Raw genomic sequence first — 25235 nt, 5'->3', positions numbered from 1 at the left:
CAACATACTTCACCTGCCGTCCCGGCAACAGGGGGTCTGCGACAGGCCGGCGTCGCCCGTTTACTTTTCGGACCGGTGGGTACGCACGAGGATAGTAAACCGAAGCATGCGGGCATTCGAAGAGGTGGTCAGTCTTGGAGGAGATCGGGATTTCAGACGTAGCGCATGGGGCGGGCCCTGTTGAGTTGCTGCTGGTCAGGCACGGCGAAAGTGAAGGCAATGTCGCGGCCACCGAGGCCCGCATCGCCGGAGCAGAGGTCATCGACGTACCTGCCCGGGACCCCGACGTGAATCTGTCCGACGTCGGGCAAGAGCAGGCAAAAGCCCTCGGAGTTGCTTTGTCCCGCATCTCCCCCGAGCTCCGTCCCGATACCGTGATCTCATCTCCCTATGCGCGGGCACAACAAACGGCCCGCATCGCCGTCGAAGTCGCAGGCTGGCCGGTCACCGTCACGACAGACGAGCGGCTCCGCGACCGGGAACTGGGCATCCTCGACCGGCTCACGGGGCGCGGCGTCGACAAGCGGTACCCCGAGGAGGCCGAGCGGCGGCTTTGGCTCGGCAAGCTGTACTACCGGCCGCCAGGGGGCGAGTCATGGGCTGATGTTGCCCTCCGCCTGCGCTCCATCCTGAACGAACTGGATAATCCAGCCCGTGGTCAACGGCTGATGCTGGTGTGCCACGATGCTTTGATCCTGCTGGTTCGATACGTCCTTGAGGGCATGTCTGAGAAGGAAATCCTGGACCTCGCATCGAGCACGTCTGTGTTAAATGCATCCGTTACGCGTTTCGTCCGGCCGTCCGGAGTCGGCCCTTGGACGCTGGACAGCTTCAACGTTGCCGACCACCTGACCGAGCAGAACGTGGCGGTCACCGAGCACGGAGGGGATGCCAATGTCCACCCCCAGTAGCCAGCCCACCTTCATAACGCCGTCGCTGCTTCGGGACTGGGACCTGCCGGCTCCCGGAAGTGACAAGTACTCGCGCGGTTCGGTGTTGGTCCTTGGCGGAGCCCGGGCGACACCCGGGGCCGCGTTGCTCGCCGGCACGGCAGCGCTTCGCGCAGGGGCCGGGAAGCTGACCATGGCTGTCGCCGGTTCCGTGGCGGTCCATGTGGGAGTTGCCCTGCCCGAATGCGGAGCCATGGCCATGCCGGAAACACCCGAGGGGTCGTTGACCGGCGAAGGGTTGGAGTCCATAGCTTCCTATGTGGACCGAGCCGACGCACTATTGATCGGTCCGGGACTCGATGACTTGGACCTGACCGAAGTACTCCTGAGAGGCCTGCTGGAACGGGAAGAGGGCGACGGCGGGGACGGACCTGCGATCCTACTGGACGCCTACGCATTGGCCGGGCTCACGAGGGTGGAGGACATGATCGGGCCTTGGCGCGGCCGGCTCATCCTCACGCCGAATCCCACAGAGGCCGGTGTCCTCCTGGGCAGGGATGTCGAGGACTTGGAAGCGGATGTGGCTGCCATTGCCCGCCGCTTCGACGCCGTGGTGAGCTGCCAGGGCATCATCGCCGGAACGGTGAGCCGAGGCTCCGCCGACTCAGCAGGCTCCCCGGAATTGTGGAAGATCACCACCGGACACGGCGGGCTGGGAACCTCGGGCAGCGGCGACGTCTTGGCCGGCGCCATCGCAGGGCTGCGCGCGCGGGGAACCAGCGGCGTGCAGGCAGCCTGTTGGGGGACGCATCTTCACGCTGCCGCGGCAGACCGCCTGGCGAGCAAGCTCGGACCCCTCGGTTTCCTGGCCCGCGAGCTTGCCGATGAGATTCCTGCCCTCATGTTGGAGCTTAACTAAGCAGGCTTCAGCAGTTCATTCTCCACGACGGCGGTTCGGGACAGCGTTTTGTAGCCCTCCTGCTCGAACAGGACGGTCATGACGTCGTCCTCGTGACGCATGACCAAACCGGGACCCCACTCCTTGTGGATCACGGATGATTGCACCGGGAACTGCTGGTCCGCCACGGCGTCGTCGGCGGCCTCCTCACCGTGGATAGACGCGTCGTCGCCACGGTTGGTCGCATCGGAGCAGGCATCGCAGTGGCCGCAGGGCTCGGGCCTGTCTTCCCCGAAGTAGCCCAGCAAAAACTGCCGGCGGCAGGTGTCGGTCTCGGCATAACCGCGGATCATCATTAGCCGCGACTGGTCGATGCGCTGGCGGGCCTGGCCAAGTTCAATCGCACGGTCCACCAGTGTGGACAATTTGGACGTGGACTTTAGCCGGACCCCCCGTTTCCCTAATACGACGGCGTCGGCTTCTTCGAGTTGGTTCACGAGGCCGGTGACCTTTCTGGGCGGGAACCCTGTCAGCTCAGCCAAGGCACTCTTTGAAGCGGGCGCTCCGGCTGACTTCAGGACTTTCAGCAGGGCCGTGAGGGCTTCCGCATCCGGAGCGTGAGTGCCAAAGAATTTTCGCAGTCCCAGGTCCTCGGCGCGATAGTGCAGGATTGCTGTGGCCGGTTCGCCGTCGCGACCTGCCCTGCCGATCTCCTGGTAGTAGGCGTCCAAGGACTCCGGAATATCGGCATGGACAACGAACCTGACATTCGGCTTGTCGATACCCATGCCGAAGGCCGTGGTGGCAACGACGACGTCGAACTGATCCTGCAGGAACCCCTCATGGATGCTTTCCCGCTCGGCTGGCGACCGTCCCGCATGGTATGCGGCGGCCCGTAGGCCGGCCTTAGCCAACTTCTCCGCGTACTTCTCAGTGTCCTTGCGGGTGGCGGCGTACACCAAGCCGATCCCGCCCGCCGCGGCGAGTTCGGAGACTTGTTCCACCACCTTCCGCCTCTTTGCCTTGTCCTCGTGGTGCCGGACCACCTCCAAAGAGATGTTGGGCCGGTCGAACCCGCGGACAATCAGGAGCGGATTCGTCATGCCCAGCCGCTCCACGATCTCATCACGCACAGGGGGCGAGGCAGTGGCGGTGAGCGCAGCCACCGGCGGGTTGCCCAAACGCTCCCGAACATGTCCCAGGTTGAGGTAATCGGGCCGGAAATCGTGGCCCCAAGAGGACACACAATGGGCTTCGTCGACCACGAATAATGTGATGCCCAGCTTGGCGAGGCGATCAACGGTTTCCTGCTTGGCCAGTTGCTCGGGTGCAAGGAAGAGATAAGTAACCTCCCCGGACTCCGCTGCCTGCCACGCGGCCTCTACCTCCGAGTCGCTGTGCGAGGAATTGATGGCGACGGCTGCCCCACCGCCAAGATCCTCCTCCAGCCCGTCCAGCTGGTCTTCCTGCAACGCGATCAAAGGCGAAACCACGACGGCGGGGCGTCCAGTGGCGTTGTGAAGATACCGGGCCGCCACTTGGTAGGTGGCGGATTTTCCGTACCCTGTGGGCATCACGGCGAGCACATCGCGGCCTTCGACGAGGGCGGTCATGCCCTTGAGTTGACCATCGCGCAACGAGGGTAGTGAGAAAGAGGACGCTGCAAGCGCGCCCAAGGCAAGATCGTCGGACATTGAATGGCTCCGCTTGGTTGGACCTGCGGCCACTTGCTTCAGCCGACCCCTCCAGCCTAGCGCGCCGCCGGACCGCGGGCGTTCTCCGGCCCCCTGCCTGTGGAAAACGCCGAGCGCTCGTCAGTTAATCCCCGGTTGCTCAGGGAAGGAAAAAGCCCCTCAGTTCTTCCGCGATGGCCTTGGCAGATACCTGATGGGTCTGGCCATCGAGAGTGCGGTGAACCGCTCCGGGGACGGCGGCAGCGATGGCTCGCTGGGCAGCGGACATGGCCGGGGCTGCCTTGCTACCCACCATCACCAGCGTAGGAACGCCTACCGCCGCGAGCCTTTGGACAGGCGCCGTGAAGTTGTTGCAGACTTCGACCTCGTAGGGCAAGGTGTTGGCCGCGCTCTTCTGGCTTGCCCACACCTTGGGCATTAGCCGGAGCATGAGCGGGACGAAGGCGGGCACACCGATCATCTTCACAAGGAAGTAGGACACCGTGGCACCTCTTTTGTCTTCGGCCAGGAGTCTCTTGAGGTGGGCGGCATGGTCCACCGAAAAGTCCGTGCCGGAGCCAACCCCGGTGTAGGGAGCCTCGTATGTGGCTAGCCCCCGCATAGGCACGCCCGCTGCGGCTGTTTCGAGGGCCAGCGCCGCCCCGGATGAGATGCCGTACACGAAAGCGTTGCCACCTGCGTGTTGGAGTACGGCCGCGAGGTCCTCGACCTCCCGTTCCACGGCGTACGGTGCGGTATCAGTGCTGTCTCCACGGCCACGGCGATCGTAAAAATACACCGTGTAGGACCCTGCCAGCGCGTTGGCAAGGGCTCTGGAGGGGCCGAAGGACCTGCCGCAAAAAGCTCCATCGACCAACACCAAAGCCGGGCCGCTGCCCAGATGTTCCACCGAAATGGTGGTGCCATCGACGGAGGTGATGGCTTCCACCAGGGAGCTGGGGGTCGTTGTTGTCATGAGGCGTACCTTTCGAGGATGGTGTCAAGCGTGGAGAATGCGAGGACCCATCCGGCCAGCGTCATGTCGCGGAGCTCTTCGCTGAATGGGCCTTGGTGCAGGGTCATACGTGTCTTGTTTCCATGATCATGGAACTCAAGCCGAAGGACTACGCCGTCGACCGCTCCCATTGACGTTTCAGCCGACATCTGGATCTCGAGGAATTCGGGCGCGTGCCAGTAAAGGATGCGTCCGCGGATCGGGTGCACGCTTCCGTTTGCCGGGTCCTGCATATCGAGTTCCCACCGTCCGCCTTCCGCAAGTTCCACCACGACGCTCTCCGCGGCCACAGTGACTCCGGACGGGCCAAACCAACTCGCCAGCAATTCGGGTTCGGTCCAGAAGCGCCACACCACGTCCCTGGGAGCATTGAAAGAGCGTGAGACGAATACGTCACGGTCGGTAACTTCACGTTGGTGGTATTCAGGCATCGCGGCCGCTCCCGTCGTTGTCTTCATTGTTGTCGCCAATCCCGTTCTGGAATGCCGCCAGGGCGTCGTCGAGCTTGTCGAACGATTCATCCCAGAACTTCTTGTACCGCTCCATGTAATCGGTGGCTTCCTTGAGCGGTTGGCCTTCAAGGTGGCTCAGCCGGGAGGTGGCTATCCGCCTCCGGGAGATCAGCCCGGCATCCTCAAGGACCTTGAGGTGCTTTGAGATGGCCGGCTGGCTGATCTGGAAAGGCGCGGCCAAATCGGAAACCTGGGCATCACCCTGGGAAAGCCGGTGCAGGATCGCCCGTCGCGTGGGATCAGCTAAGGCGCCAAAGACTGCACTAAGTTGATCGACCATACCGAACCATTACCCTTCATAATCTTAAAGTTATATAACCGTATGGTTTACATTAGACCCTTGGCATTCTTTGTCAACCCTTTTCCATCAGCCCCGACCGGATTCCTGAGCAAGTCTTGAGGGTTTGCTGCAGGGCACCTTGATCCAGCCAATCGAGACTTGAGAAGGCAGAGGACGAGCACTACAACAAAGGATGGCCCCAGATGACTACGCTGACAAGCATCACCGACGGCACCCTCCCCGGCCGCCGTTCCGCCTCCAGCGAGCGCGCAGCAGGTACCGCGGCACCCGCAGGCCCTGCAAGAAGCCTCGGGACTTTCCGTCGCCTTGTCAGGGCCATCGCCAAGGTCATCGGCGTCAGCATGCTCATCCTTGCGGCCCTGGCATTCCTGCTTCTTGCCCTCGGCCCACGCGTGCTCGGCTACCAAACCTCCACTATGCTCACCGGTTCCATGGCGCCGCTGATCAACCCAGGCGACGTGGTGGTCACCGTCCCAACCCCGATCAAGGACGTCAAGGTTGGAGACATCATCACCTACCACATCCCTGTTGAAGATCAACGCGTCGAGACCCACCGCATCACCGACATCACCACCACGGCCACCGGCGGCACCGCTGTGCAGACCAAGGGGGACGCCAACAATGGCGTTGACCCCTGGGTTGCGACGCTGCAAGGCACAACTGTGGACAAAGAAGTCCTCACCATCCCGTACCTTGGCGCCGCTATCCGTGCCCTGCGCGCACCGATTGTCATGAATATCCTCCTTTACGGGGCGCCGGCCGTCCTTGTCATCGGCATGCTCACCTCCATCTGGACCAAGAAGCCCGGCCAAACCACCACGCCCGCGGCAGCGGACAAGCCCTAACGACTTCCCAGAACAACAACGAATCAGGCCACGGAAGGAGCGCAGCGAAATGTCAAGCCGTCGCCGCCTCCCCCGTTTGGCTGCCATCGGCGTCGCCGTCGTCGTCGCACTGTTCGCCGCACCAGCTGCCGCACTTGCGGCGTTTACCACCAGCGACGCCGCCAATCCCCAGTATTCGGCGGCTAGACTCGCCGCACCTGCGAGCGCGAACGTCTCCATGAGTTGTACAGCCAACAATCGCCGCGCCACCGTTACGGTGAACTCATTCAGCACAGTGACATATGCCAATTACCACGAGATCAAGGTCTACAACCGGTCACATGTTTTGGAATTCACGGGGGATCTCAGTACAGCCGCCGGGAAAACATACACCTCCGGCATAGAGACTATCGGCACGTGGACCTACGAGATCCGCGGTTACTACAAGATCCCCGGGACGTCGAGAATGTGGACAGGTACGGCGCTTACTGGATCCCTCGTCTGCTAGTCCTGCTGGGCCCGGCGTCGTAGACTGATACCGGACTTTCAAGGAGGACCATGACGCCGCTCCGCACTTGCCTTGTCATTGAAGATGATGAGGACATCGGTGGTTTGCTTGAGGCGATCCTCTCCTCCGCCGGCTTTTCCGTCAGCGTTGAGGAAACCGGCACTGACGGGCTTTTGGCGGCCGCTGCCACGGCGCCGTCGATGATAACGCTCGACGTCGGACTTCCCGACATGGACGGCCGTGAAGTAGCGCGGGCCCTCAGGAAGTTCACCCAGGTTCCCATCATCATGATCACGGCATTTGCACAACCTGGGGACGAGCTGGACGGGATTGCAGCCGGCGCCACAGCCTATCTTTCCAAACCGTTCCGCCCTGCGGCCTTGCGGGACCTGGTGCAGAAATTGTTCCCTTCGGATTCGGACGTTGCTGTGGCTACGCCTGCCGTTTCTCCCATCCCCCACCCCCTCACGCAAGGGCCCCTGCCTTAACGCCTTTCCGGAGAGCTTGCTCTTGGCACTCATCCGGTCGCCTGCTCTCGCCATCGGCTTGGCACAGGCCGTCTCCATGATTAGGCTGGAAACCGTAAGCTTGCTTATCATCTTGGTGATGCCCGTGCGCATTACCCCCGGATAGCTTGCCCGTGTTCCACACCTAACTATCAGGAGGACCACCATGACTGATCAGTACACCTTCCGGAACCCCGTCACCGCCTATGAGCAAATCTCCCCGCCGAAACAGCACCAGCCCGAGCCCGGCCTCGATGCCGAACTGACCCCTAAGGCAGACCTCGGCGAAGACACATACCGCGGTACCGGACGACTGGAGGGCCGCAAGGCCATTGTTACCGGCGCCGATTCCGGTATTGGCGCTGCGACGGCGATCGCGTTCGCCCGCGAGGGGGCCGACGTCGTGCTTTCATACCTCCCCGAAGAGGAAGAGGACGCATCGCGCATTGCAGGGCTCATCGAAGCCGCCGGCCGCAAGGCGGTAAAAGTGCCCGGTGACCTCAAGGACCCTGCCGTTTGCCGTGAAGTGGTGGACACCGCCGTCGCGGTCTTGGGTGGCCTGGACATCCTGGTGAATAATGCCGGCAAACAGGTGGCCCAGGAAGACCTCGCCGAGATTTCCGACGAGCAGTTCGACCACACCTTGAAGACCAACGTTTACGCGATGTTTTGGCTGACCAAGGCAGCACTGCCCCACCTGCCGGCAGGTTCCACCATCATCAACACAACGTCCATCCAGGCCTACAACCCGTCGCCGACTCTGGTGGACTACGCCACCACCAAGGCCAGCATCAACAACTTCACCAAGGGATTGGCACAACAACTGGCACCCAAGGGAATCCGCGTTAATGCCGTGGCGCCGGGGCCCATCTGGACACCGTTGCAGGTCAGCAGTGGCCAACCCAAGGAGGAGTTACCCGAGTTCGGGCAGTCGACGCCGCTCGGCCGCGCCGGCCAACCGGCTGAGCTCGCACCCGCCTACGTCTTCCTGGCGTCCCCGGAGTCGAGCTACGTGGTGGGCGAAACCCTCAACGTCAACGGCGGCAACCCGACTCCGTAGCCCAAGCCGTTGATTGACGACGGCCCGTTGGTTGACGACGACGGCGCCCCCGGCGGTTCCCCGGGGCGCCGCCGTCGTGGGTTGCGGCGTGCAGCGAGGGTTGCAGCAATAACGGGCGGCGCTACCGCGTGGCCGTCACCAGGTAGGTGCGGAGATTTGCCGGGCCCACCCGTTCCGCACCGGTCCCCCGCGGAAACCGGCCGTAGTTCGCTTCGGGCTGGCCGGGCTGAACCGTCGTCGCGTCAGTCCAGCCCCGGTCCGTAAACAGGGCTTGGGGTGCATCCGTGCAAAATGGCAGCGGCTTTCCGGAGCTTTTCCGGGCTGCTACCAGCGGCCCCATGGATTCCAACTCCAACAGGCCGGTGCCGAACGTGTCCGCCAGGAACTGCGAGCCGGGGGCGGAGAGCGCTCCCGTATCACGGACCAACGTCTCGACATCGGGCGCCGCCAAATAAAACAGGAGCCCCTCGGCAACCCAAATCGTGCGGCGTTGTTGATCGAAGCCGGCGTCCAGAAGTGCCTCTCGCCACGGCCCCGACAAGTCAGCGTAAACGCACTTGCGCTCGCACCCCGGTGGCGTTCCCTGCAGGATGCTCTCCTTCTCATCGAACGCTTCGGCATGGTCGATCTCGTAAACCGTGGAATCCGGCGGTAGTGGCAGCCGGAATGCCCGCGTATCCATGCCGGCTCCCAAGAGGACGATCTGTGCCCCCGGCCGGGCCGCGCTGGTCATCAGATCGTCAAAATATCTGGTCCTGACCGGCAGGTACGGGTTGTAGGGGGCGGCGTCCAGGCTCGCCCGACCACTTTCGCCTGCCAGGACGCCAGCCCAAGGATCGTTAAAAAGACGATCCGCGCGGGCGCTTTCCTGTGCTCTCGCCGCAGCTATCCAGCGGCCGGTCCCCACCACCGCCTTGTGAGCTTGCCGGTCATCGGGCGACGTCGAATCTGTCATGGCCGCAATGTAGCATCTGGCGCGATTTTTATTTGTTGTATAACATATATAACAAAGAGGAGGTGGATGCGGTGATCCTTACCGTGGACCTGGATAACGAGGTGCCGATCTACCAGCAACTCCGGGATCAAGTAGTGGAGGCGATCGCCGTCGGCGAGCTTCGCCCAGGCAGTCCACTTCCAGCCACGCGGGCACTTGCCGCCGACTCCGGCATCAACTTCCATACGGTGAACAAGGCGTACGACCTCCTGCGGCGGGAAGGCCTTATCCGCCTCAACCGGAAGACCGGTGCGGTGGTCACGGTGCCGGACCCGCATCCGTCCTTCCCAGCGGACTGGGCGGCGCGAGCCAAGACCCTGCTAGCTGAAGCAGTCGCTAAAGGCATGCCCACGGAGGAGCTCCTCGCCACGTGCAGATCCGTCATTGATTCATTCGCGAACAACGAGTTGGAGGACAACTCATGAGCATTGGCATAATTCTGAGCCTCCTGTTGCTGGGATTGGTCCTCCTACTTGCCTTCGTTTTGCCGTCGGTGACCAGCCGTACCGTCCCTTTTGGTGTGCGGATACCAGCCCACCATGCGGCAGATCCCGTAGTAGCAGGCCAAGCCCGGATCTACCGCTGGCGCGTGTTGGTCAGCGGCATCGTCGTAACGGTCTTGGGGGTGGGAACCTTCGCCCTGACGGGGCAACCCTTACTGCTGCCCGTGTCCGTGCTGGTTCTGATCGGCGTTTGGTACTGGTGCTTTTTCATGGCCAACCAAGGCATCCGGTCCGCCAAAGCCGCGGGAGGCTGGTACGAGGGGGTTCACCAAGGCATTGCGATAGACACCGGACTCCGGACCAATCCACCCCGGTACCCCTGGGGTTGGCTGGCTGGCGCGCTGGCCGTCGTCGTGGTTACAACGGCGCTGGGTGCGCTGATGTATCCTGCCATGCCAAGCGTGCTTGCAGTGCACTATGGCGCCAATGGTGTTCCGAACCGAGTGGTCACGAAGTCTGTTGGCGCAGCCTTCTCCTTGGTCTTTGTGCAGCTTGGAATCAGCGCGTTACTGGGAGGTGCCGCGTTCGCCATTGCCCGCAGCCGGCCGGACATTGACCCGGCACATCCTGCGAGCTCGGCTCGGTGGTCGCGGGAATACATGACGCTTGGCGCGAAAGTGCTACTCGGGCTGCTGACGACGATCAATCTTGCGATGCTCGGCTCGTCATTATTGATGTGGACCGGCACAGTCACCGCGTGGGCTCCGTTGGTGGTGGCGTTGCCCATCCTTGCTGCAGTGGCCGTCACCATTGCGGTTCTTGCCCGAAAGAGCCTCGGACGGGACACCCCCGGGGTGGATACCGGCTTGGCTCACCGCGATGATGACAAGTTCTGGCGCAGTGGCTTGTTCTACATCAACAAGGAAGACCATGCCCTGCTTGTTCCGCGTCGGTTTGGTATCGGGTGGACCGTGAACTTGGGCAATCCCAGAGCGGCCTTCCTCTTGGCCGGTATTTTGGCAGTAATCAGCCTGATCCTCATCCTCCGCTTCGACTCCTAACGTTCGTACCGCACGACACGACCCGCAGTCTGCCTACCCGCCGATCCGCCTCAAGTCGTGTTTGACTAGGCGTTTGTGGCCGGAAGCGGCTGACTGACGTCAATTTTGGGGGATATATGTGTTTTGGGACTGATCGAACCACGAAACCGCACGAGGAACCCGCGGGGGCACCGAGGCGCTAAAGGTGAGTTCATTAACCGCATTCCCCTGGCAAGACGGCGTCGCGGCCCTTGATCCGCTCTCTGTGCAGGTGTGCTTGGGCATTGTCACGGTGACACTCCTGATTCTTTCCGGGGCTTCGTACCGCCGAACGCGGTCAGCCTCTGCAGGGTGGTGGTGCGTGTCCCTGCTCCTTCTCATGGCCGGGCGCTCCACGCTACTCTTCTGCGACCCCACATGGCTGGCTTGGGCTTGCCACGTCGGAATGGCCTTGATGGTTGCAGGTGTGTTCTGCATCTGGGCCGGCGCCCGAGCCGTCTGCGGCCGCGAGGGCCACCCCTGGCCCATCCCTGTGGCAGCCGGAATCGCCGCCGTCTGCTCCTTCCTCGAAAACCCCTTCACCGATCTTTGGTCCGGCGGCTTCGCGTATCTGGGCCTCATGCTGGCGGGCATGACTATGGCAACAGTGGAATTCTGGTTCGCCCCCTCAGAACGTGCGCGGGCCACCAGGCTTGTTGCCACCACCGCCGGACTGACGGCCGCATACTTCCTTGCCCGCTGGCTTAGCTATGCAGCAGAGGGAGCCGCCGGCGAAGATTTTAAGCGCTATTTCGGTCCTGCTCCGGCAGGCGTGGTCTTTTTGGTACTCCTCATTACGGCGTCCTTCAGCATGAGCAACCTCAGCCATGAGCAACTGCACGATAAGCTGCGCCGACGGGCGGAGAAGGACCATCTGACGGGGCTCCTCAACCGGGGAGCCTTCCTGGACCTGGCCGGTGCTGTGCCGAGTCGGGCCGAGACAAAAGCATCCGGAGCGGCGCTGATCCTGGCGGACCTGGACCACTTCAAGGCCATCAACGATGACTACGGGCACGCGGCTGGAGACGCAGCGCTGAAGGCGTTCGCCAAGGCCTGCTCAGCATCGATCGGTCCGTTCCTCTGACGTGCTTGGCCGGTACGGGGGCGAAGAGTTCATCGCACTGTTGCCGGGCGCATCGCAGCAGCGCGCAGAGGAGATCGCCTCGGAGATCAGCGACAGGTTGGCCGCCACGGAAGGACCGAACGGCATGCCATTGCCGACCGTCAGCTACGGAGTCACGTCCAGCACCGGCGGCTGGGTGGACCTCGCGTTCATGATCAGCGTGGCGGACGCGGCCTTGTATAGCGCCAAGGCGCAAGGGCGGGACAGGGTGGTCGGCGACCGAGCGCCCCATGCAGCGCCGGATTCCCTGGCCCGCGAGGGCCAGCCCTAACAAAACCAGGCAACCGTGAATGAAAAGCCTCTCCGTCCCGGGCAAAATCGCCGGAACGGAGGGGTTCATGGAGCCCCCTGTCGGATTCGAACTGACAGGATCGTGTCTAGGAGGTCAGGTGCTCCGCGAGAGCTACATGCCCTTCCGGGATGGGGACAAGCCGACTCAGCTGCGTCACGTGGCGTGGTTCGAGTTCGTCGAGCGAGGAGACACCGAGCAGGCTCATCGTGCGTTCTATCTCACTGCGAAGAATCTCGATCATGCGGTCCACACCGTCTCGCCCACCAGCCATGAGGCCGTAGAGGTAGGCTCGCCCGACGAGCGTGAACTTCGCCCCGAGCGTACGAAATCGTCGGATCCATTGCCGAGTTCAGCAGGTCACCCATGGTACCTCCGGTCGAGGACAGCGAGGCAAATTCCAGCTTGGGAGTCGTTAGGAAATTCATCCACCACCATGGGCGGGGTATGGCGTTCATGACCGTACCCGCGGTGAGCTGGGGAGGGATTGAAAATCCATTGCGTTTGTCGCGCATCCGAAACCCGGCGACAGGGACATCGACAGTGAACATGAGCGTGTCGAAGCCAGCACGCGCAGCGCGTTCAACAAGGCCGTAAGAGATCTCGCGCTCACGCATGACGTAGAGCTGGAACCAGTTGCGGCCGCCGGGGTTTAGCGGCTTTGACCTGTTCGATCGATGTTGTCCCCAGCGTGGACAAGGTGAAGGGAATGCCGGCAGCCCCGGCGGCTCCAGCTCCCGCAATTTCCCCCTCGGTTTGCATGAGACGAGTAAACCCGGTTGGAGCGATCCCAAAAGGCAGCGCGGAGAGGTCGCCGAGGACCTCGATCGAAGTGTCGACGTGCTGCAATGACCGCGATGACGCCGTCTCAGTGCACTACCGGACGGCCGCCGAACTTAGTTTGCGGTCTCCAGGTAATACCCGCGAATGTGCTGGCGGACAAGTTCAGCAGCTGCTGCCCGGTCACCGCTGCGGAGCGCGTCCAAGATTGCATGGTGTTCGGAACGCAGGCGTGTGACGGTATTGTCCCAGTCCGGGAGCGCTTGGGCGCGTGCGAGTGTGTGATCTTCAATGGAAGCGCGGAGGGCATCCATGAGCGTGCTGATGAGGGGATTTCCAGCGGCGCGCGAAACAGTTACATGGAACTCGGCGTCGAGGTGAAGGAAATCCACGACAGAAGTACCGGCGTCGTCCATCAGCTTAAGCAGCCGCTCAGCAGCGTCCCAGTCTCCCCCATCAGGATTCGCGTGCTCCGCAGCCCATGTCTCGAGCAGCAAACGCACCTCATACACGTGTGAGTGCTCTACGTGGCTCGTCGCTAACTGCAGGTTGAGCGCCAGTGCCAACGCCTGCTCGGGTGCCGCAGTCACGACGGTACCCGAGCGCGGCCCGGAGCCAGTGGTCGCCTGAATTGTTCCCAGGGCCTCAAGAACCCTTAATGCCTCACGCAACGAGCTCCGAGAGACTTGCAACGTTTCCGCCAGCGCCCGTTCACTCGGAAGGTGGTCGCCGATTCGAAGACGACCGCTCGAGAGTTCTCCGGTCACCCAGTTCATCACTGCTTCGTGCGCTTTCATCTCCACTGATTATTGCAGGTCAAGCACACCACCACTCGACATCCCGGTGGTGAACATTGCGATGGGAGCCTACTTGGCCCAGCACGGGCATCGGTCCTCGGGCGGCCTCCGCCCGTTAGTCCGCTGGTGTCGTGCGGCTTCCTGAAAGCGTGCCCTAAGCGCGTAGTGCCCTGGCTTTTCAGACAAAAGACCCCTCCATCCCGGGCAAATCGCCGGAATGGAGGGGTTCGTGGAGCCCCCTGTCGGATTCGAACCGACGACCCCCGCTTTACAAGAGCGGTGCTCTGGCCAACTGAGCTAAGGAGGCGAAACCGCGCGGCATTCGTGGGGCAAAAGCACTGACCCCTGCCAACAAAACGGCGCTAGATAAGGGTAGCCCAGACAAACCCCGCACGGAAATTCGGCGATCGGCCACTAGCCGGAACCGCAACGGTCCCACCCCAAGTGCCCGATCGCCGTCGTGCTTTGACCGAATTTACTTCTTGGCGTCAATCGCGGCCTGGACCACAGCGTTGAAGTCGCTGGTACCGTCCCACTGCTTGCCGTCAACGAAGACCGTCGGGGTGCCGGACACTCCGATGGCGGCGGCCTCTTGCGTTGCCACCTTCACAAAGGGCCGGAACTGTTTGCTGTCTATGCACGAGTCGATGTTGGCCGCGCCTACTTCTGTGGCCATCGACTTCAGGTCCTTGTCCGCGATGCCTGCGCTGCCTTCGGCCGGCTGACGGGAGTAAAGGAGGTTGAAGTAGTCTGCGTACTTATCCGGAGACACGTTGGCAACGCACGCCGCTGCATTGGCCGCGCGGGACGAGTAATTGGTGGTCGAGGAGGCGTCCAGGAAGCCGATCGGCCTGTACTCCAGCGAGATCTTGCCGTCGTTACGCAACTTGGTCAGCGCATCGCTGTAAGTGGTTTCAAATTTCTTGCAGATGGGGCAGATGAAGTCGACGTACGCGATGACCTTCACAGGCTTACCGGCCTCAGGAGCGCCGCCAGGAACTGCAATGGTGGTTGGCTTGGTGGCCGGGGCGGAGGGAACATCGGCGACGTTGACGGTAGTGGGATCCACCTTGACCACGTTGCTGTTGGCCAGGAGGGTGACGCCGCCGTGAGCGTTGGCGTTGGCCGGCGTCGGGCCCTTGTCGGCGATGGGAGCGTTCTGCTGGACGCTGTTCAAGACGACCAAGGCGATGACGGTGATGATCGCGACAACGGCTACCACGATGCCCCAACCGATGAGGAGTTTGTTGCGCTTGTCCTTCTTCACCTGCGCTTCGCGGATCTGGCGCGCTCTTTCCCGGGCCTGGGCGGTCTTCTCAGCCTTGGACAGGCGGGGTTCGTTTGCGGGACTCATCAATTCCTCGGGTTACTCGACGTCGTACGGATAGCTAGGGCAACGGGGACAGTTTACGGGAGCCAACCCGGAGCTTGACCGCACCTTGCCGACTCCCGTTGTTGAACGATCAACTGCCGCAGAAGATTCCGCTAGTAGGCTGGAAGGTGAGTCACAGCAACCCCAGGGAGCATTAATGCAGGAACCGGCAAGCCAAAAACTCACAACCGAGCAAAGCGGCAAGACGCCACACGCTCAACAGCCGTCTGCCAACTCGTTCGATTTCATGGTGGTCTCCAACAGGCTGCCGGTCGATCGCTGCAGCACCGACGGCAATGACGACGGCGGCGACGGCTGGCGCAGGTCCCCCGGCGGGCTCGTCACAGCGCTCGCGCCCATGATGACCAAGTCCGACGGCGCGTGGGTGGGATGGCACGGAGCTCCTGATGAGACCGTTGATCCGTTCAGCCACGAAGGAATGGATCTGGTCCCGGTTCAGCTAAGCAGCCACGAAGTTGAGCTTTATTACGAGGGCTTCTCCAACGCGACTATTTGGCCTTTGTACCACGACGTCATCGCGCCTCCGGAATTCCACCGGACATGGTGGGACTCGTACCGGCAGGTCAACAGGAAATTCGCCGACGCCGTCCTTCACCACGCCGCCGACGGTGCCACGGTGTGGGTCCAGGACTATCAACTCCAACTGGTTCCCCGCATGCTGCGCGAAGCACGCCCGGACCTGAAGATCGGCTTCTTCAACCACATACCGTTCCCCCCTCCGGAGATCTTTGCGCAGCTTCCCTGGCGCCGGGAAATCATTGACGGGCTGCTGGGCGCTGACCTTTTGGGTTTCCAACGTCCAAGCGACGCCGGCAACTTCATGCGTTCCGCGCGGCGGTTCCTCGGTGCGAGTGTCAAGCAACAGCAGATCCACGTCAAGGGCCCAGACGGCAAAGTCACCCACATTGCCCGGGCACAAGCCTTCCCGATCTCCATCGATGTGGACCAGATCAGGGAGCTCGCGGCCAAGCCCGAGATCATTGAGCGCGCCCGGCAAATCCGGAGGGATCTGGGCGACCCCAAGACGGTCCTTCTTGGAGTGGACCGGCTGGACTACACCAAGGGCATCGGGCACCGGCTCAAAGCCTTCGAGGAACTCCTGCGCGATGGCAGCATCAAAGTTGAAGATGCCACCCTCATCCAGGTGGCGAGTCCTAGCCGTGAGCGCGTGGAACAGTACAGGCTTCTGCGCGAGGAAATCGAAGGAACCGTGGGCCACATCAACGGCACCTACGACACCATCCAAAACACGGCAGTCCGGTACCTTCACCACAGCTACCCGGTGGAGGAGATGGTGGCCCTTTACCTCGCCGCCGACGTCATGTTGGTAACTGCCCTGCGCGATGGCATGAACTTGGTCGCCAAGGAATACGTCACGGCCCGGTCTGAGGACGACGGCGCACTGGTCCTGAGCGAGTTCGCCGGCGCCGCGGACCAGTTGAAGCAGGCGCTCCTCATCAACCCCCACGACATCGACGGCCTGAAGTCCGCCATCTTGAGGGCAATAAATCTGCCTCCCAGGGAAGCACGCCGCCGCATGAAGCTCATGCGCAAGCAGATCCTTGACCACGACGTCGACTACTGGTCCGCGGAGTTCCTTGCCGCGCTTGAGGAGAAAGTGGTTCGTGATGACAGCTGAGCAGTCATTGACGCTTGCCCCCGAACTCTTGGACGCCATCCGCAGGATTGCCGCTACGGACCACCTCTTGGTGGCTTTGGACTTTGACGGCACGCTGTCTCCGCTCGTTGACAGGGCTGAGGATGCGCGTCCCCTGCCGCGCTCGGCAGCAGCTTTTGCTGACCTCGCCGAACTTCCGCGCACGACGACGGCACTCATTTCGGGCCGGGCATTGGACAGTTTGCGGCTGGTCGCCTCGCCTCCTGCGAACACGTTGTTGATCGGGAGCCACGGGGCTGAAGTGTGGCTGGGCGAGGGGTCGGTCGGCCTGAAGTTGGACGAGGACCAACGCGCAAGGCTGTCGGCGGTCCGCGAGGTTCTCGCGGACATCGTGAAGCGAGCTCCGGGGACGGTGCTCGAAGACAAGCCAGCCGGCGTCGTCCTCCACACCAGAATGGCGGACGACGACGTTGCCGAAGACGCCGTCGAAGCCGCTACACGTGTGCTCAGCGACCATCCCGGCGTCTACCTCAAGACGGGCAAACGGGTCCTCGAGACCTCGGTAGTCCAAGCGTCAAAGGGTGAGGCCGTGGAGTTCCTGCGGCAGGCCACGGGAGCGACCGCCATTCTGTTCGCCGGAGATGACGTGACTGATGAGGACGCGCTCGGCAGGCTCAGTGGCGATGATCTGGGCGTCAAGGTGGGCCTCGATTTCACCCAGGCCCAGTACCGCGTCGAGGCTCCGATGCATGTCGCTGAATTGCTGGAAGCCCTACTTCGGGAGCGCCGCCGTCTTACAACAGAAGGCTAGTGGGTGACCAGTCACACATGTGACGTTCGTAACGTTTAGGTAGTTCATACATAAATCTGACATACTCTTGAGTGTGATGTGACGCACAGTACCGTGCGGCGTCACACGATCCTCCCCGGCCCTCGGCCGGGGAGTTCAACTGAAAAAATGAACCATTCACAACGGATCGTCCGGCACGTACCTGCCGGTGAAGGGATTGATAACTGTGGCTACAGTTACTTTTGATAACGCTACGCGTCTGTACCCGGGCACAGATAAGCCCGCCGTCGATAAGCTCAACATCGACATCGCCGATGGCGAATTCCTGGTCCTCGTTGGACCCTCCGGTTGCGGTAAATCCACCTCGCTGCGCATGCTCGCAGGCCTTGAGGATGTCAACGCCGGCCGCATCCTGATTGGTGACCGCGACGTCACCGATGTTCCGCCGAAGGATCGCGATATCGCGATGGTTTTCCAGAACTACGCTCTGTACCCGCACATGACCGTCGCTGACAACATGGGCTTCGCACTGAAGATCGCGGGCGTTTCCAAGGAAGAGCGCGCAGAGCGTGTCCGCGAAGCCGCCAAGCTTCTGGACCTTGAGCAGTACCTGGACCGCAAGCCGAAGGCACTCTCCGGTGGCCAGCGCCAGCGTGTTGCCATGGGCCGTGCAATCGTCCGTAACCCGCAGGTCTTCCTCATGGATGAGCCGCTTTCCAACCTTGACGCCAAGCTCCGCGTTCAGACCCGCACGCAAATTGCTTCCCTGACGCGGCGTCTCGGCGTTACCACCGTTTACGTGACCCACGACCAGGTCGAGGCCATGACCATGGGTGACCGCGTCGCAGTCCTAAAGGATGGCCTCCTCCAGCAGGTCGACACCCCGCGCAACCTGTACGACCGCCCGGTGAACGTCTTTGTTGCAGGCTTCATCGGCTCCCCCGCCATGAACCTCCTGGAACTTCCGGTGGTGGACGGCGGCGTTCAGTTCGGCGGTACGGTCTACCCCGTGCCACGCAATGTGCTCGAAGAAGCTCACGGACAGACGGTCACCGTCGGTTCCCGTCCGGAAGACCTCGAGACCGTCGGGAATGGCGAAGGACTCCAGGTTGAGGTCGACGTCGTCGAAGAACTCGGCGCGGACGCCTACGTTTACGGCCACACCATGCTCGACGGCAAGAGCTACGACATCGTGGCACGCGTCGACGGCCGCCGCCCCCCGATGAAGGGCGAGTCCATCTTCGTTCGTCCGCAGTCCGGCCACGTGCACCTGTTTGACACCAAGACAGGCCTGCGTTTGGGCGACTAGCGGATCCGCAGTGTGATAGCGGCCCGACCCCTCCAGGTCGGGCCGCTCTCGCTTTAACCTTCTCCCAGGAAGCACGGCATGAACACGACGGATAACCTGATTCCCCGGCCTTCGCACGTTGAGTTCTCCGATCGGCAGGCCTTCATCCTTTCGCCGACGGCACGGATCATTGCGGATGGCAGCTCCGCACCGGCCGCTGAACAGCTTGCCTCGCAGCTTCGACGCGGTACGGGCTTCGCCTTGCCCGTGGCCGAAGACCGCAAAAGCGGTGACATCATCCTCGCGTTGGAGGAAAAGTTCGACGGCGGCCCTGAGGCTTACACACTCTCCGTCACCGAAGACAGGGTCCTCATCACAGCAGCCACTGGCGCGGGGCTTTTCAACGGAGCCCAAACGCTACGGCAACTCTTCCCACCCGCATTCGAAGGAAGCCAGCCCAGCGCCGGCCATGCCGCCGCCAACGCCAACCCCACCGCCACCGCCACCGCCACCGCCACCTGGGAAATTCCCGCCGTCGAGATCGCAGACACCCCACGCTTCGCCTACCGCGGCCTGATGCTTGACGTTGCACGCAGCTTCCTCTCCGTGGAGGAGCTGAAGAAGCAGATCGACGTCATGGCCCAGTTCAAACTCAACGCCCTGCACCTCCACCTCACGGACGATCAGGCATGGCGGATCGAAATTCTTGAGCCATCGGAGAATCCGTCCGGACTGGACTACCCCCAGCTCACAGCGGTGGGCGGGTCCGGCGCCGTTGAAGTAGCCACAGCGGTTCCTCCCCGCGGTAAGAACGGCTTCTACACCCAGCAGGACTTCAGGGACATCCAGGCCTACGCCGCCAGCAAGAACGTCCTGGTGGTGCCGGAAATCGACCTACCGGGCCACGTCAACGCAGCCCTCGCGGCGATCCCCCAGCTCAACCCGGACGGCCAGTCCAAGCCCATGAGCACCACGGCGGAGGTGGGTTGGTCAACCATGACCGCGGATTTGCCTGCCACCTACGAATTCGTCCGTGAGGTCCTCCGCCAGCTTGCAGAGATCACAGCAGGGCCTTACCTACACATCGGTGGCGATGAAGCCCACGTTACCGGCCATGACGATTACGTCGCTATGGTGCAGCAATTTGTTCGCATTGCTGCAGGGACCGGAAAAGCGGTGATGGGCTGGAACGAGTTCGCCGCCGTCGAGCTGCCAGAACAGGCCGTGGTCCAATATTGGCACGGCGACTTCGATCCTGTACTCCAGCAGGCTGGAACAAACGGCGTCAAGGTCCTTATGTCTCCGGCCGCGACCACCTACTTGGACCAGAAGTACGGGCCTGACAGCCCGATCGGGCTTTCCTGGGTAGAAGGCGGCCCCTTCACGTGGTCCGAGTACTACAACTGGGATCCCGCGCAGGGCGGTCTGCACGATCAGCACATCCTCGGCGTCGAGGGCCCCTTGTGGTCCGAAACCGTCCGCACCAACCAGCAGGCACAGTGGCTCCTGTATCCCCGAGCGATTTCCTTGGCGGAAGTCGGGTGGACCGGGCAGGAGATGCGCAACGCGGGCGATTTCCGACGTCGTTTGGGTGCCATGGGCGAGCGGCTCACCAGGCAGGGAGTAGCCTTCCAGGAAGCGCCCGACGTCGACTGGTCGGCCAGGCCTGAGTGGCCCTTCACGGAGAGTTCGGCATCCCCCACGGGAGAATACGGAAGAATTGAAGCATGAGCGAGTACAACGAGGCCCAGTGGCACGACGAACCCACCGACTACGGGCAGATCGGCAAGCTCCCCAGGACAAGCTCGGCCAGCGGCCAGGACACCAGTCCGCCGGCGAGCGTCATCGGTTCCCTTAACATCACGGCGGCAGCAGCGGATCCGGAACTGTTGGACCTGCCGTGGCACATCGCCTTGGAAGATTGGCCCGCCGACAACCTCGCAGCGCTCCCCCGCGGTATCTCCCGTCATATCGTGCGTTTCGCTCACTTGGGCGGTTCAGTGATCGCCATCAAGGAAACGTCCGAGCACGTGGCCCGCCACGAATACCACATGCTGCGGAAGCTCGCCCGGTTGGATGTCCCGTGCGTGGAGCCAGTGGCGGTCATTACAGGCCGCACTACTGTGGACGGCAGGCCGTTGAACCCTGTCCTCGTGACGCGCCACCTGAAATTCTCCATGCCGTACCGCGCACTGTTCTCCCAAATGTTGCGCAAGGACACCCTGACGCGGCTCATCGACGCCCAAGCGTTGCTCCTGGTCCGGCTGCATCTGATCGGTTTCTACTGGGGTGACGTCTCGCTGTCCAACACGTTGTTCCGCCGGGATGCCGGCGCCTTTGCGGCCTACCTGGTCGACGCGGAAACGGGCGAGCTCTACCCGGATCTGTCCATGGGCCAGCGTGAGTACGACCTCGAGATTGCCCGGGTGAACATTGCCGGAGAACTGATGGACCTGCTGGACGGCGGGCTCATCGAGGAAAAGGTGGACCCGGTGGCCACTAGTGAACTGATCATGGGCAGTTACCGCCGCCTCTGGACTGAGCTCACGGAGAAGGAGTCCTTTGAGCTCGGCGAACGTTGGCGCGTCGGTGCCCGCATCAGGCGACTGAACGAGCTCGGCTTCGACGTGGGGGAATACGCCATCAAGACGACGGCGGACGGCTCCACCATCCAGCTCCAGCCAAAGGTCGTCGACGCCGGCCACCACCAACGGCGGCTACTGCGGCTTACCGGCTTGGACGCCCAAGAGAACCAGGCCCGCAGGCTCCTCAACGACATGGACCAGTTCCGCGCTGATAACAACCCGGATCTTGACGAGGAAATCAGCGCCCATGCCTGGGTCAGCCAGATCTTCGAACCGATCGTACGTTCCATCCCCCGGCACCTGGCCGGGAAGCTGGAGCCTGCCGAGGTGGTGCACGAAGTCTTGGAGCACCGCTGGTACATGAGCCAGAAACAGGACAGGTACGTTCCGTTGGCCGAGGCCGTGCAGTCCTATCTGGACACCGTGCTCCAGCACCGGCGCGACGAAGCGGCCATCATGCTCAACCCGGACACCGAAATGCTCAAGATCCTCGAGGTCGAAGTCGAGGAGTCCGGGCGCTACGACGACGAAGCTGAAGAGGAATACCCGGACTCCGACGACTGAAGGCCTGGGCCGTAACAAGGGAATCGGGACGGGTGAATCGGGACGCGTGAATCGGACCGGGGCGGGGGTTACTCGCTCCGTGCGCTGGGCGCATCATCCAAGGGCGTCCACCAGGTCACCGGCGGTGTTACTGTAAAGCGCCGGCCAGTCACCTTGCTTGGCGTAATCCTGATGAAGTGGTCCTTTTGCCCTGCCTCCCAAGGGAACAGGAGTAGCCCCACTGTGTCCAGCACTTCCTCGGTGAGTTTCACTGCTGAGGCATTTCCTTTGATTACTACGCTCCACGCAACACCGGTTTCGGCGTTGACGCCGTCGGCTTCCATGGCGACAGGACCTTCGCTGAGTGCTGCGTGAAGCTTGGTGCCTTCGCCGGTACGGAAGACAAGAGTTCCGTGGTCCACCTTGTAGTTCACAGGAAAGATGTCCGGCCCGCTGTCAACGACGACGGCGAGCCGGCCCACAGAAACTCCGCGTAGGAGGTCCCAGCATTGATGGGTCTCCAAAATTTCGGTAGCGGGTTTGTTCGTCATAGGCCGAGGATACGCCAGCCCCTTACGCGCCAACAGGCCTCCGCAGGATACAAAGCGCGAGTGACTCATCAATCCCGTTAAATGGCTTTCCCTGGGTTTAATATGCCGGCGGGGTCCAGGAGTTCCTTGATGCGGCGTTGCAATGTGCGTACTGGTTCGGGCTGTTCCTGACCTAGCCACCGCAGCTTGTACTGCCCGATACCGTGCTCGCCCGTGATCGTTCCGCCCATCTCAAGCCCCACGCGGATGGACTCATCGAGGGCGGCATTGAGTCGGAGGCGGGCGTGCTCATCAGTCACCGGATCAACCCGCTCCATCCAAAATGTTGGATGGAGATTGCCGTCGCCCGCATGCGCCACTACCTTGAGTCGAACCTGGAAGCGTGAAGCCATGGCCTCAAGCTCGGCAATGAAGTCCACCAAGCGGGAGCGCGGCACTGCGATGTCTTCGCCCACTCGGAACTCATCGTCCATCTCCACGCCACGGCTGCTCCGGCGTAGTTCCACCAACATCTCAGCTTCTGCGCTGGCTTCAGTCGTTACTGTGGCCCCGCCGTCGGCCAGGACGCGCCTAACCACATCGGCCTCCGCGTCCGCGCCGAAACCATCGGTCTGGATCAGCAGCAGCGATCGGCCACGCTTCTGGAGGTCACTCCCGTGTAGTTTGTCCAGCTGCTCCAGCGTGCCGCTATCCAGGAGTTCCATGATTGCCGGCTGCACACGGGCCCTACCCACAGCCAGAACACCGGCGGCCGCGCTGCGGAAGTCCCGGTAGAACGCGGCCATGGTACGCACCACGGGAGGCAGGTACTTCAGTCGAACGGTCACCCCCACCACAATGCCCAGCGTTCCCTCCGAGCCGACCATCAGTGCCGTCAGGTCATAGCCTGCAACGCCTTTGAACGTCTGGTGGCCCGTGTGGATCAAAGAACCATCAGCCAGCACCACGTCCAACGCAAGGACAGAGTCCCGCGTCACGCCGTATTTGGCGCACCGCAGCCCCCCGGCGTTGGTGGCCACATTTCCCCCGATGGTCGATATCTTGTAGCTCGCAGGATCCGGCGCGTACATCAGGCCATGACCAGCAGCCGCAGCATTGAGGTCCGCGTTGATAACGCCAGGTTCCACGACGGCGGTCTCATCATCAGGGTTGAGGTCCAGGATACGATTCATCCGCTCAAGGCTCAGCACGATGCAGCCTGGAGTAGCATGGGCACCTCCCGAAACACCGGTTCCCGCGCCGCGGGCGACTACGGGCACTGCAAAGCGCGCGCAACTGCGAACAACGTGCTGAACGTCCTCAACAGACTCCGCCCATACGACGGCGACAGGAAGGTGGCGCTCCAGCAGTGGCCCCTGATCGGCAGAGTACGTCCGAAGAACGCCTGGGTCTTGGGAAAGTTGGCCGACCTCCAAGCCACCGGCCAGCTCCTGCAGGAAGCCATGCGTCATGTCGTGCGCAGGTAGAGGTCCATCGGACGGAGGTCCATCGGGCGGAGTTCCATCGGGCGGAGTTCCATCGGTCAAGGGCGTTCCCTGCATGATCTAGCCAACAACTCCGCCCATGAACCGTGTGAATCTCTCCAGTATTCTGGGCCACCTGTCCGCATAGGAATCCCGCGTGGCTGAGGGCTCTTCGGCGCCCTCCCAACCATCGTGGATGACCCTTACCTCGGTGCCCCCGGTTACAGCTCGGAAAACTACGCGGATCTCGGTAGACCACAGAGCTGTGCTTGCTGGATACCAGTCCGCGTGGAAGGACAAAGGCGGCTGCCAATCATCAATGGTTCCCCAAACCGACGTTCGGCCATCCTCCGCTGTCTCGAGAATGAGGTTCTCCTCGAATTCCACGTGGGCGCCGGCACCAAAGACGCTTAACTCCTCCAACGGCCACCAAAGATGCGGGTGATCCGTGAAGCCCATGAACGCATGCGATACGTTCGTTGGCACTACTACCGTGAAAACCAAAGGGTCCAGGTCACTGCTGCCTGGTTGGCTCGGGTCTGGTTCCGCTACGGGATGACTGAAGAGGCTTTCCATGAGCACCAACTCTACCTGCGGCGCGGGCGCGCTTAAATGGGCAGGGCCTAAAAGGACCGATAGTTAAATGGGAAACCCCCCGAACCATGTGGTTCGGGGGGTTTCCAACTAAAGTATGTCCGGCGGTGTCCTACTCTCCCACACCCTCCCGGGTGCAGTACCATCGGCGCTGTGGGTCTTAGCTTCCGGGTTCGGAATGGGACCGGGCGTTTCCCCCACGCTATGACCGCCGTAACCTTGTTACCCGTCCCTGCCAAACCCGTGTGGGTTTGTGGGTGGGAAGTTTTGTGTGGTTACAACTGTGGTGCTTGGTTGTTATTCAGTTGTGTTTTTGTTCCCGGGGTTGTTGGTTGGGAACCACATAGTGGACGCGTGCAGTGTGTGTTGTGTGTGGTGTTAGTTGTTGGCCTATTAGTACCGGTCAGCTTCACGAGTCTTTAGTCCTCGCTTCCACATCCGGCCTATCAACCCAGTGGTCTGGCTGGGGGCCTCTCACACATAATGTGTATGGAAATCTCATCTTGAAGCGAGCTTCCCGCTTAGATGCTTTCAGCGGTTATCCCATCCGAACGTAGCTAATCAGCGATGCACTTGGCAGTACAACTGACACACCAGAGGTTCGTCCGTCCCGGTCCTCTCGTACTAAGGACAGCCCTTCTCAAATTTCCTGCGCGCGCAGCGGATAGGGACCGAACTGTCTCACGACGTTCTAAACCCAGCTCGCGTACCGCTTTAA

General features: G+C 62.0%; 25 protein-coding genes, 1 tRNA gene, 2 rRNA genes and 1 pseudogene. 15 read left to right on the top strand and 14 right to left on the bottom strand.

From position 1 onward, the window contains the following. The first annotated feature begins 134 nt into the window (after positions 1 to 134). Positions 135 to 911, top strand: a complete 777-nt coding sequence (locus QRN04_RS00145; RefSeq protein ID WP_284974117.1) for a histidine phosphatase family protein — start codon at positions 135 to 137, stop codon at positions 909 to 911. Further along, positions 895 to 1809, top strand: coding sequence for an NAD(P)H-hydrate dehydratase (locus QRN04_RS00140; protein ID WP_284974116.1), 915 nt, complete (start codon positions 895 to 897; stop codon positions 1807 to 1809). Before QRN04_RS00145 ends, QRN04_RS00140 begins: the two co-directional genes overlap by 17 nt. Here the strand turns inward: QRN04_RS00140 and QRN04_RS00135 are convergent. The 4 genes from QRN04_RS00135 to QRN04_RS00120 form a co-directional block, all read right to left on the bottom strand. Next, complete coding sequence (locus tag QRN04_RS00135; RefSeq protein WP_284974115.1) at positions 1806 to 3482, bottom strand: RecQ family ATP-dependent DNA helicase; 1677 nt, start codon at positions 3480 to 3482, stop codon at positions 1806 to 1808. The genes QRN04_RS00140 and QRN04_RS00135 overlap by 4 nt on opposite strands. A gap of 139 nt (positions 3483 to 3621) precedes the next feature. Then, positions 3622 to 4437, bottom strand: coding sequence for an alpha/beta fold hydrolase (locus QRN04_RS00130; RefSeq protein WP_284974114.1), 816 nt, complete (start codon positions 4435 to 4437; stop codon positions 3622 to 3624). Beyond that, a complete protein-coding gene (locus QRN04_RS00125) occupies positions 4434 to 4907 on the bottom strand; it encodes an SRPBCC family protein (protein ID WP_284974113.1) in 474 nt (157 codons plus the stop codon). The genes QRN04_RS00130 and QRN04_RS00125 overlap by 4 nt, the downstream gene beginning before the upstream one ends. Then, positions 4900 to 5268 carry an ArsR/SmtB family transcription factor gene (locus QRN04_RS00120; protein ID WP_284974112.1) on the bottom strand — a complete coding sequence of 123 codons (369 nt, stop codon included), beginning with the start codon at positions 5266 to 5268 and terminating at the stop codon, positions 4900 to 4902. Before QRN04_RS00120 ends, QRN04_RS00125 begins: the two co-directional genes overlap by 8 nt. Before the next feature lie 203 nt (positions 5269 to 5471). Here QRN04_RS00120 and QRN04_RS00115 point away from each other — a divergent pair, with 203 nt between their 5' ends. The 4 genes from QRN04_RS00115 (at position 5472) to QRN04_RS00100 (ending at position 8187) form a co-directional block, all read left to right on the top strand. Beyond that, on the top strand, positions 5472 to 6134 hold the full coding sequence (locus QRN04_RS00115; protein ID WP_284974111.1) for a signal peptidase I: 663 nt from the start codon (positions 5472 to 5474) through the stop codon (positions 6132 to 6134). Between the two features lie 49 nt (positions 6135 to 6183). Then, positions 6184 to 6621, top strand: a complete 438-nt coding sequence (locus tag QRN04_RS00110) for a hypothetical protein (RefSeq protein WP_284974110.1) — start codon at positions 6184 to 6186, stop codon at positions 6619 to 6621. Between the two features lie 50 nt (positions 6622 to 6671). After that, entirely contained in the window at positions 6672 to 7109 is a 438-nt protein-coding gene (locus QRN04_RS00105; RefSeq protein ID WP_284974109.1) for a response regulator transcription factor, read from the top strand. Between the two features lie 184 nt (positions 7110 to 7293). Next, positions 7294 to 8187: a glucose 1-dehydrogenase gene (locus QRN04_RS00100; protein WP_284974108.1), complete on the top strand. Its 894-nt coding sequence runs from the start codon at positions 7294 to 7296 to the stop codon at positions 8185 to 8187. A gap of 121 nt (positions 8188 to 8308) precedes the next feature. Here the strand turns inward: QRN04_RS00100 and QRN04_RS00095 are convergent, their stop codons facing one another. Beyond that, on the bottom strand, positions 8309 to 9142 hold the full coding sequence (locus QRN04_RS00095; RefSeq protein ID WP_284974107.1) for an SAM-dependent methyltransferase: 834 nt from the start codon (positions 9140 to 9142) through the stop codon (positions 8309 to 8311). Positions 9143 to 9213: 71 nt separating this feature from the next. Here QRN04_RS00095 and QRN04_RS00090 point away from each other — a divergent pair, with 71 nt between their 5' ends. From QRN04_RS00090 to QRN04_RS00075, 4 genes are all read left to right on the top strand, one after another. Further along, positions 9214 to 9606, top strand: coding sequence for a GntR family transcriptional regulator (locus tag QRN04_RS00090; RefSeq protein ID WP_284974106.1), 393 nt, complete (start codon positions 9214 to 9216; stop codon positions 9604 to 9606). Next, on the top strand, positions 9603 to 10685 hold the full coding sequence (locus QRN04_RS00085; RefSeq protein WP_284974105.1) for a DUF1648 domain-containing protein: 1083 nt from the start codon (positions 9603 to 9605) through the stop codon (positions 10683 to 10685). The genes QRN04_RS00090 and QRN04_RS00085 overlap by 4 nt, the downstream gene beginning before the upstream one ends. Positions 10686 to 10869: 184 nt before the next feature. Continuing rightward, on the top strand, positions 10870 to 11787 hold the full coding sequence (locus QRN04_RS00080) for a GGDEF domain-containing protein (protein ID WP_284974104.1): 918 nt from the start codon (positions 10870 to 10872) through the stop codon (positions 11785 to 11787). A gap of 1 nt (position 11788) precedes the next feature. Further along, a complete protein-coding gene (locus tag QRN04_RS00075; RefSeq protein WP_284974103.1) occupies positions 11789 to 12097 on the top strand; it encodes a GGDEF domain-containing protein in 309 nt (102 codons plus the stop codon). A 106-nt stretch (positions 12098 to 12203) separates the two neighbouring features. On the opposite strand, the pseudogene QRN04_RS00070 reads toward QRN04_RS00075, so the two are convergent. The 4 genes and pseudogenes from QRN04_RS00070 to QRN04_RS00055 form a co-directional block, all read right to left on the bottom strand. Then, positions 12204 to 12970 (bottom strand): annotated as a pseudogene (locus QRN04_RS00070) (alpha-hydroxy acid oxidase); the annotation flags it as partial. A 41-nt stretch (positions 12971 to 13011) separates the two neighbouring features. Continuing rightward, positions 13012 to 13692, bottom strand: coding sequence for a FadR/GntR family transcriptional regulator (locus QRN04_RS00065; protein ID WP_284974102.1), 681 nt, complete (start codon positions 13690 to 13692; stop codon positions 13012 to 13014). Between the two features lie 230 nt (positions 13693 to 13922). Further along, a tRNA-Thr gene (locus QRN04_RS00060) sits at positions 13923 to 13999 on the bottom strand. A 168-nt stretch (positions 14000 to 14167) separates the two neighbouring features. After that, positions 14168 to 15046 (bottom strand): DsbA family protein, encoded by an 879-nt coding sequence (locus QRN04_RS00055; protein ID WP_284974101.1) that lies wholly within the window; start codon positions 15044 to 15046, stop codon positions 14168 to 14170. 175 nt (positions 15047 to 15221) lie between these two features. On the opposite strand from QRN04_RS00055, the gene QRN04_RS00050 reads away from it, so the two are divergent. The 5 genes from QRN04_RS00050 to QRN04_RS00030 all read left to right on the top strand — a co-directional run bounded on the left by QRN04_RS00050 (position 15222) and on the right by QRN04_RS00030 (position 21930). Then, positions 15222 to 16724, top strand: coding sequence for an alpha,alpha-trehalose-phosphate synthase (UDP-forming) (locus QRN04_RS00050; protein WP_284974100.1), 1503 nt, complete (start codon positions 15222 to 15224; stop codon positions 16722 to 16724). Beyond that, positions 16714 to 17514 carry a trehalose-phosphatase gene (otsB, locus tag QRN04_RS00045; protein ID WP_284974508.1) on the top strand — a complete coding sequence of 267 codons (801 nt, stop codon included), beginning with the start codon at positions 16714 to 16716 and terminating at the stop codon, positions 17512 to 17514. Before QRN04_RS00050 ends, otsB begins: the two co-directional genes overlap by 11 nt. Before the next feature lie 205 nt (positions 17515 to 17719). Beyond that, complete coding sequence (locus QRN04_RS00040; protein ID WP_284974099.1) at positions 17720 to 18802, top strand: ABC transporter ATP-binding protein; 1083 nt, start codon at positions 17720 to 17722, stop codon at positions 18800 to 18802. A 78-nt stretch (positions 18803 to 18880) separates the two neighbouring features. Further along, positions 18881 to 20512 carry a beta-N-acetylhexosaminidase gene (locus tag QRN04_RS00035; RefSeq protein ID WP_284974098.1) on the top strand — a complete coding sequence of 544 codons (1632 nt, stop codon included), beginning with the start codon at positions 18881 to 18883 and terminating at the stop codon, positions 20510 to 20512. Beyond that, positions 20509 to 21930, top strand: a complete 1422-nt coding sequence (locus tag QRN04_RS00030) for a DUF4032 domain-containing protein (RefSeq protein WP_284974097.1) — start codon at positions 20509 to 20511, stop codon at positions 21928 to 21930. Before QRN04_RS00035 ends, QRN04_RS00030 begins: the two co-directional genes overlap by 4 nt. A 68-nt stretch (positions 21931 to 21998) precedes the next feature. Here QRN04_RS00030 and QRN04_RS00025 read toward each other — a convergent pair whose 3' ends face one another. The 5 genes from QRN04_RS00025 to QRN04_RS00005 all read right to left on the bottom strand — a co-directional run. Beyond that, positions 21999 to 22460: a pyridoxamine 5'-phosphate oxidase family protein gene (locus QRN04_RS00025; RefSeq protein ID WP_284974096.1), complete on the bottom strand. Its 462-nt coding sequence runs from the start codon at positions 22458 to 22460 to the stop codon at positions 21999 to 22001. 77 nt (positions 22461 to 22537) lie between these two features. Then, positions 22538 to 23911 carry an FAD-binding oxidoreductase gene (locus QRN04_RS00020; RefSeq protein WP_284974507.1) on the bottom strand — a complete coding sequence of 458 codons (1374 nt, stop codon included), beginning with the start codon at positions 23909 to 23911 and terminating at the stop codon, positions 22538 to 22540. 93 nt (positions 23912 to 24004) lie between these two features. Further along, the gene (locus QRN04_RS00015; protein WP_284974095.1) at positions 24005 to 24499 is read right to left on the bottom strand and encodes an SRPBCC family protein; all 495 of its coding nucleotides are present in this window, start codon (positions 24497 to 24499) and stop codon (positions 24005 to 24007) included. A 117-nt stretch (positions 24500 to 24616) separates the two neighbouring features. Next, positions 24617 to 24733 (bottom strand): 5S ribosomal RNA (rrf, locus tag QRN04_RS00010). Positions 24734 to 24889: 156 nt separating this feature from the next. Beyond that, positions 24890 to 25235, bottom strand: a 23S ribosomal RNA gene (locus QRN04_RS00005); the annotation flags it as partial.

The sequence above is a fragment of the Arthrobacter sp. efr-133-TYG-104 genome (assembly GCF_030208915.1).
Lineage (GTDB): Bacteria > Actinomycetota > Actinomycetes > Actinomycetales > Micrococcaceae > Arthrobacter.
The sequence above is the reverse complement of the archived record's forward strand: the minus strand, read 5'-3'. Positions and strand labels throughout refer to the sequence as shown.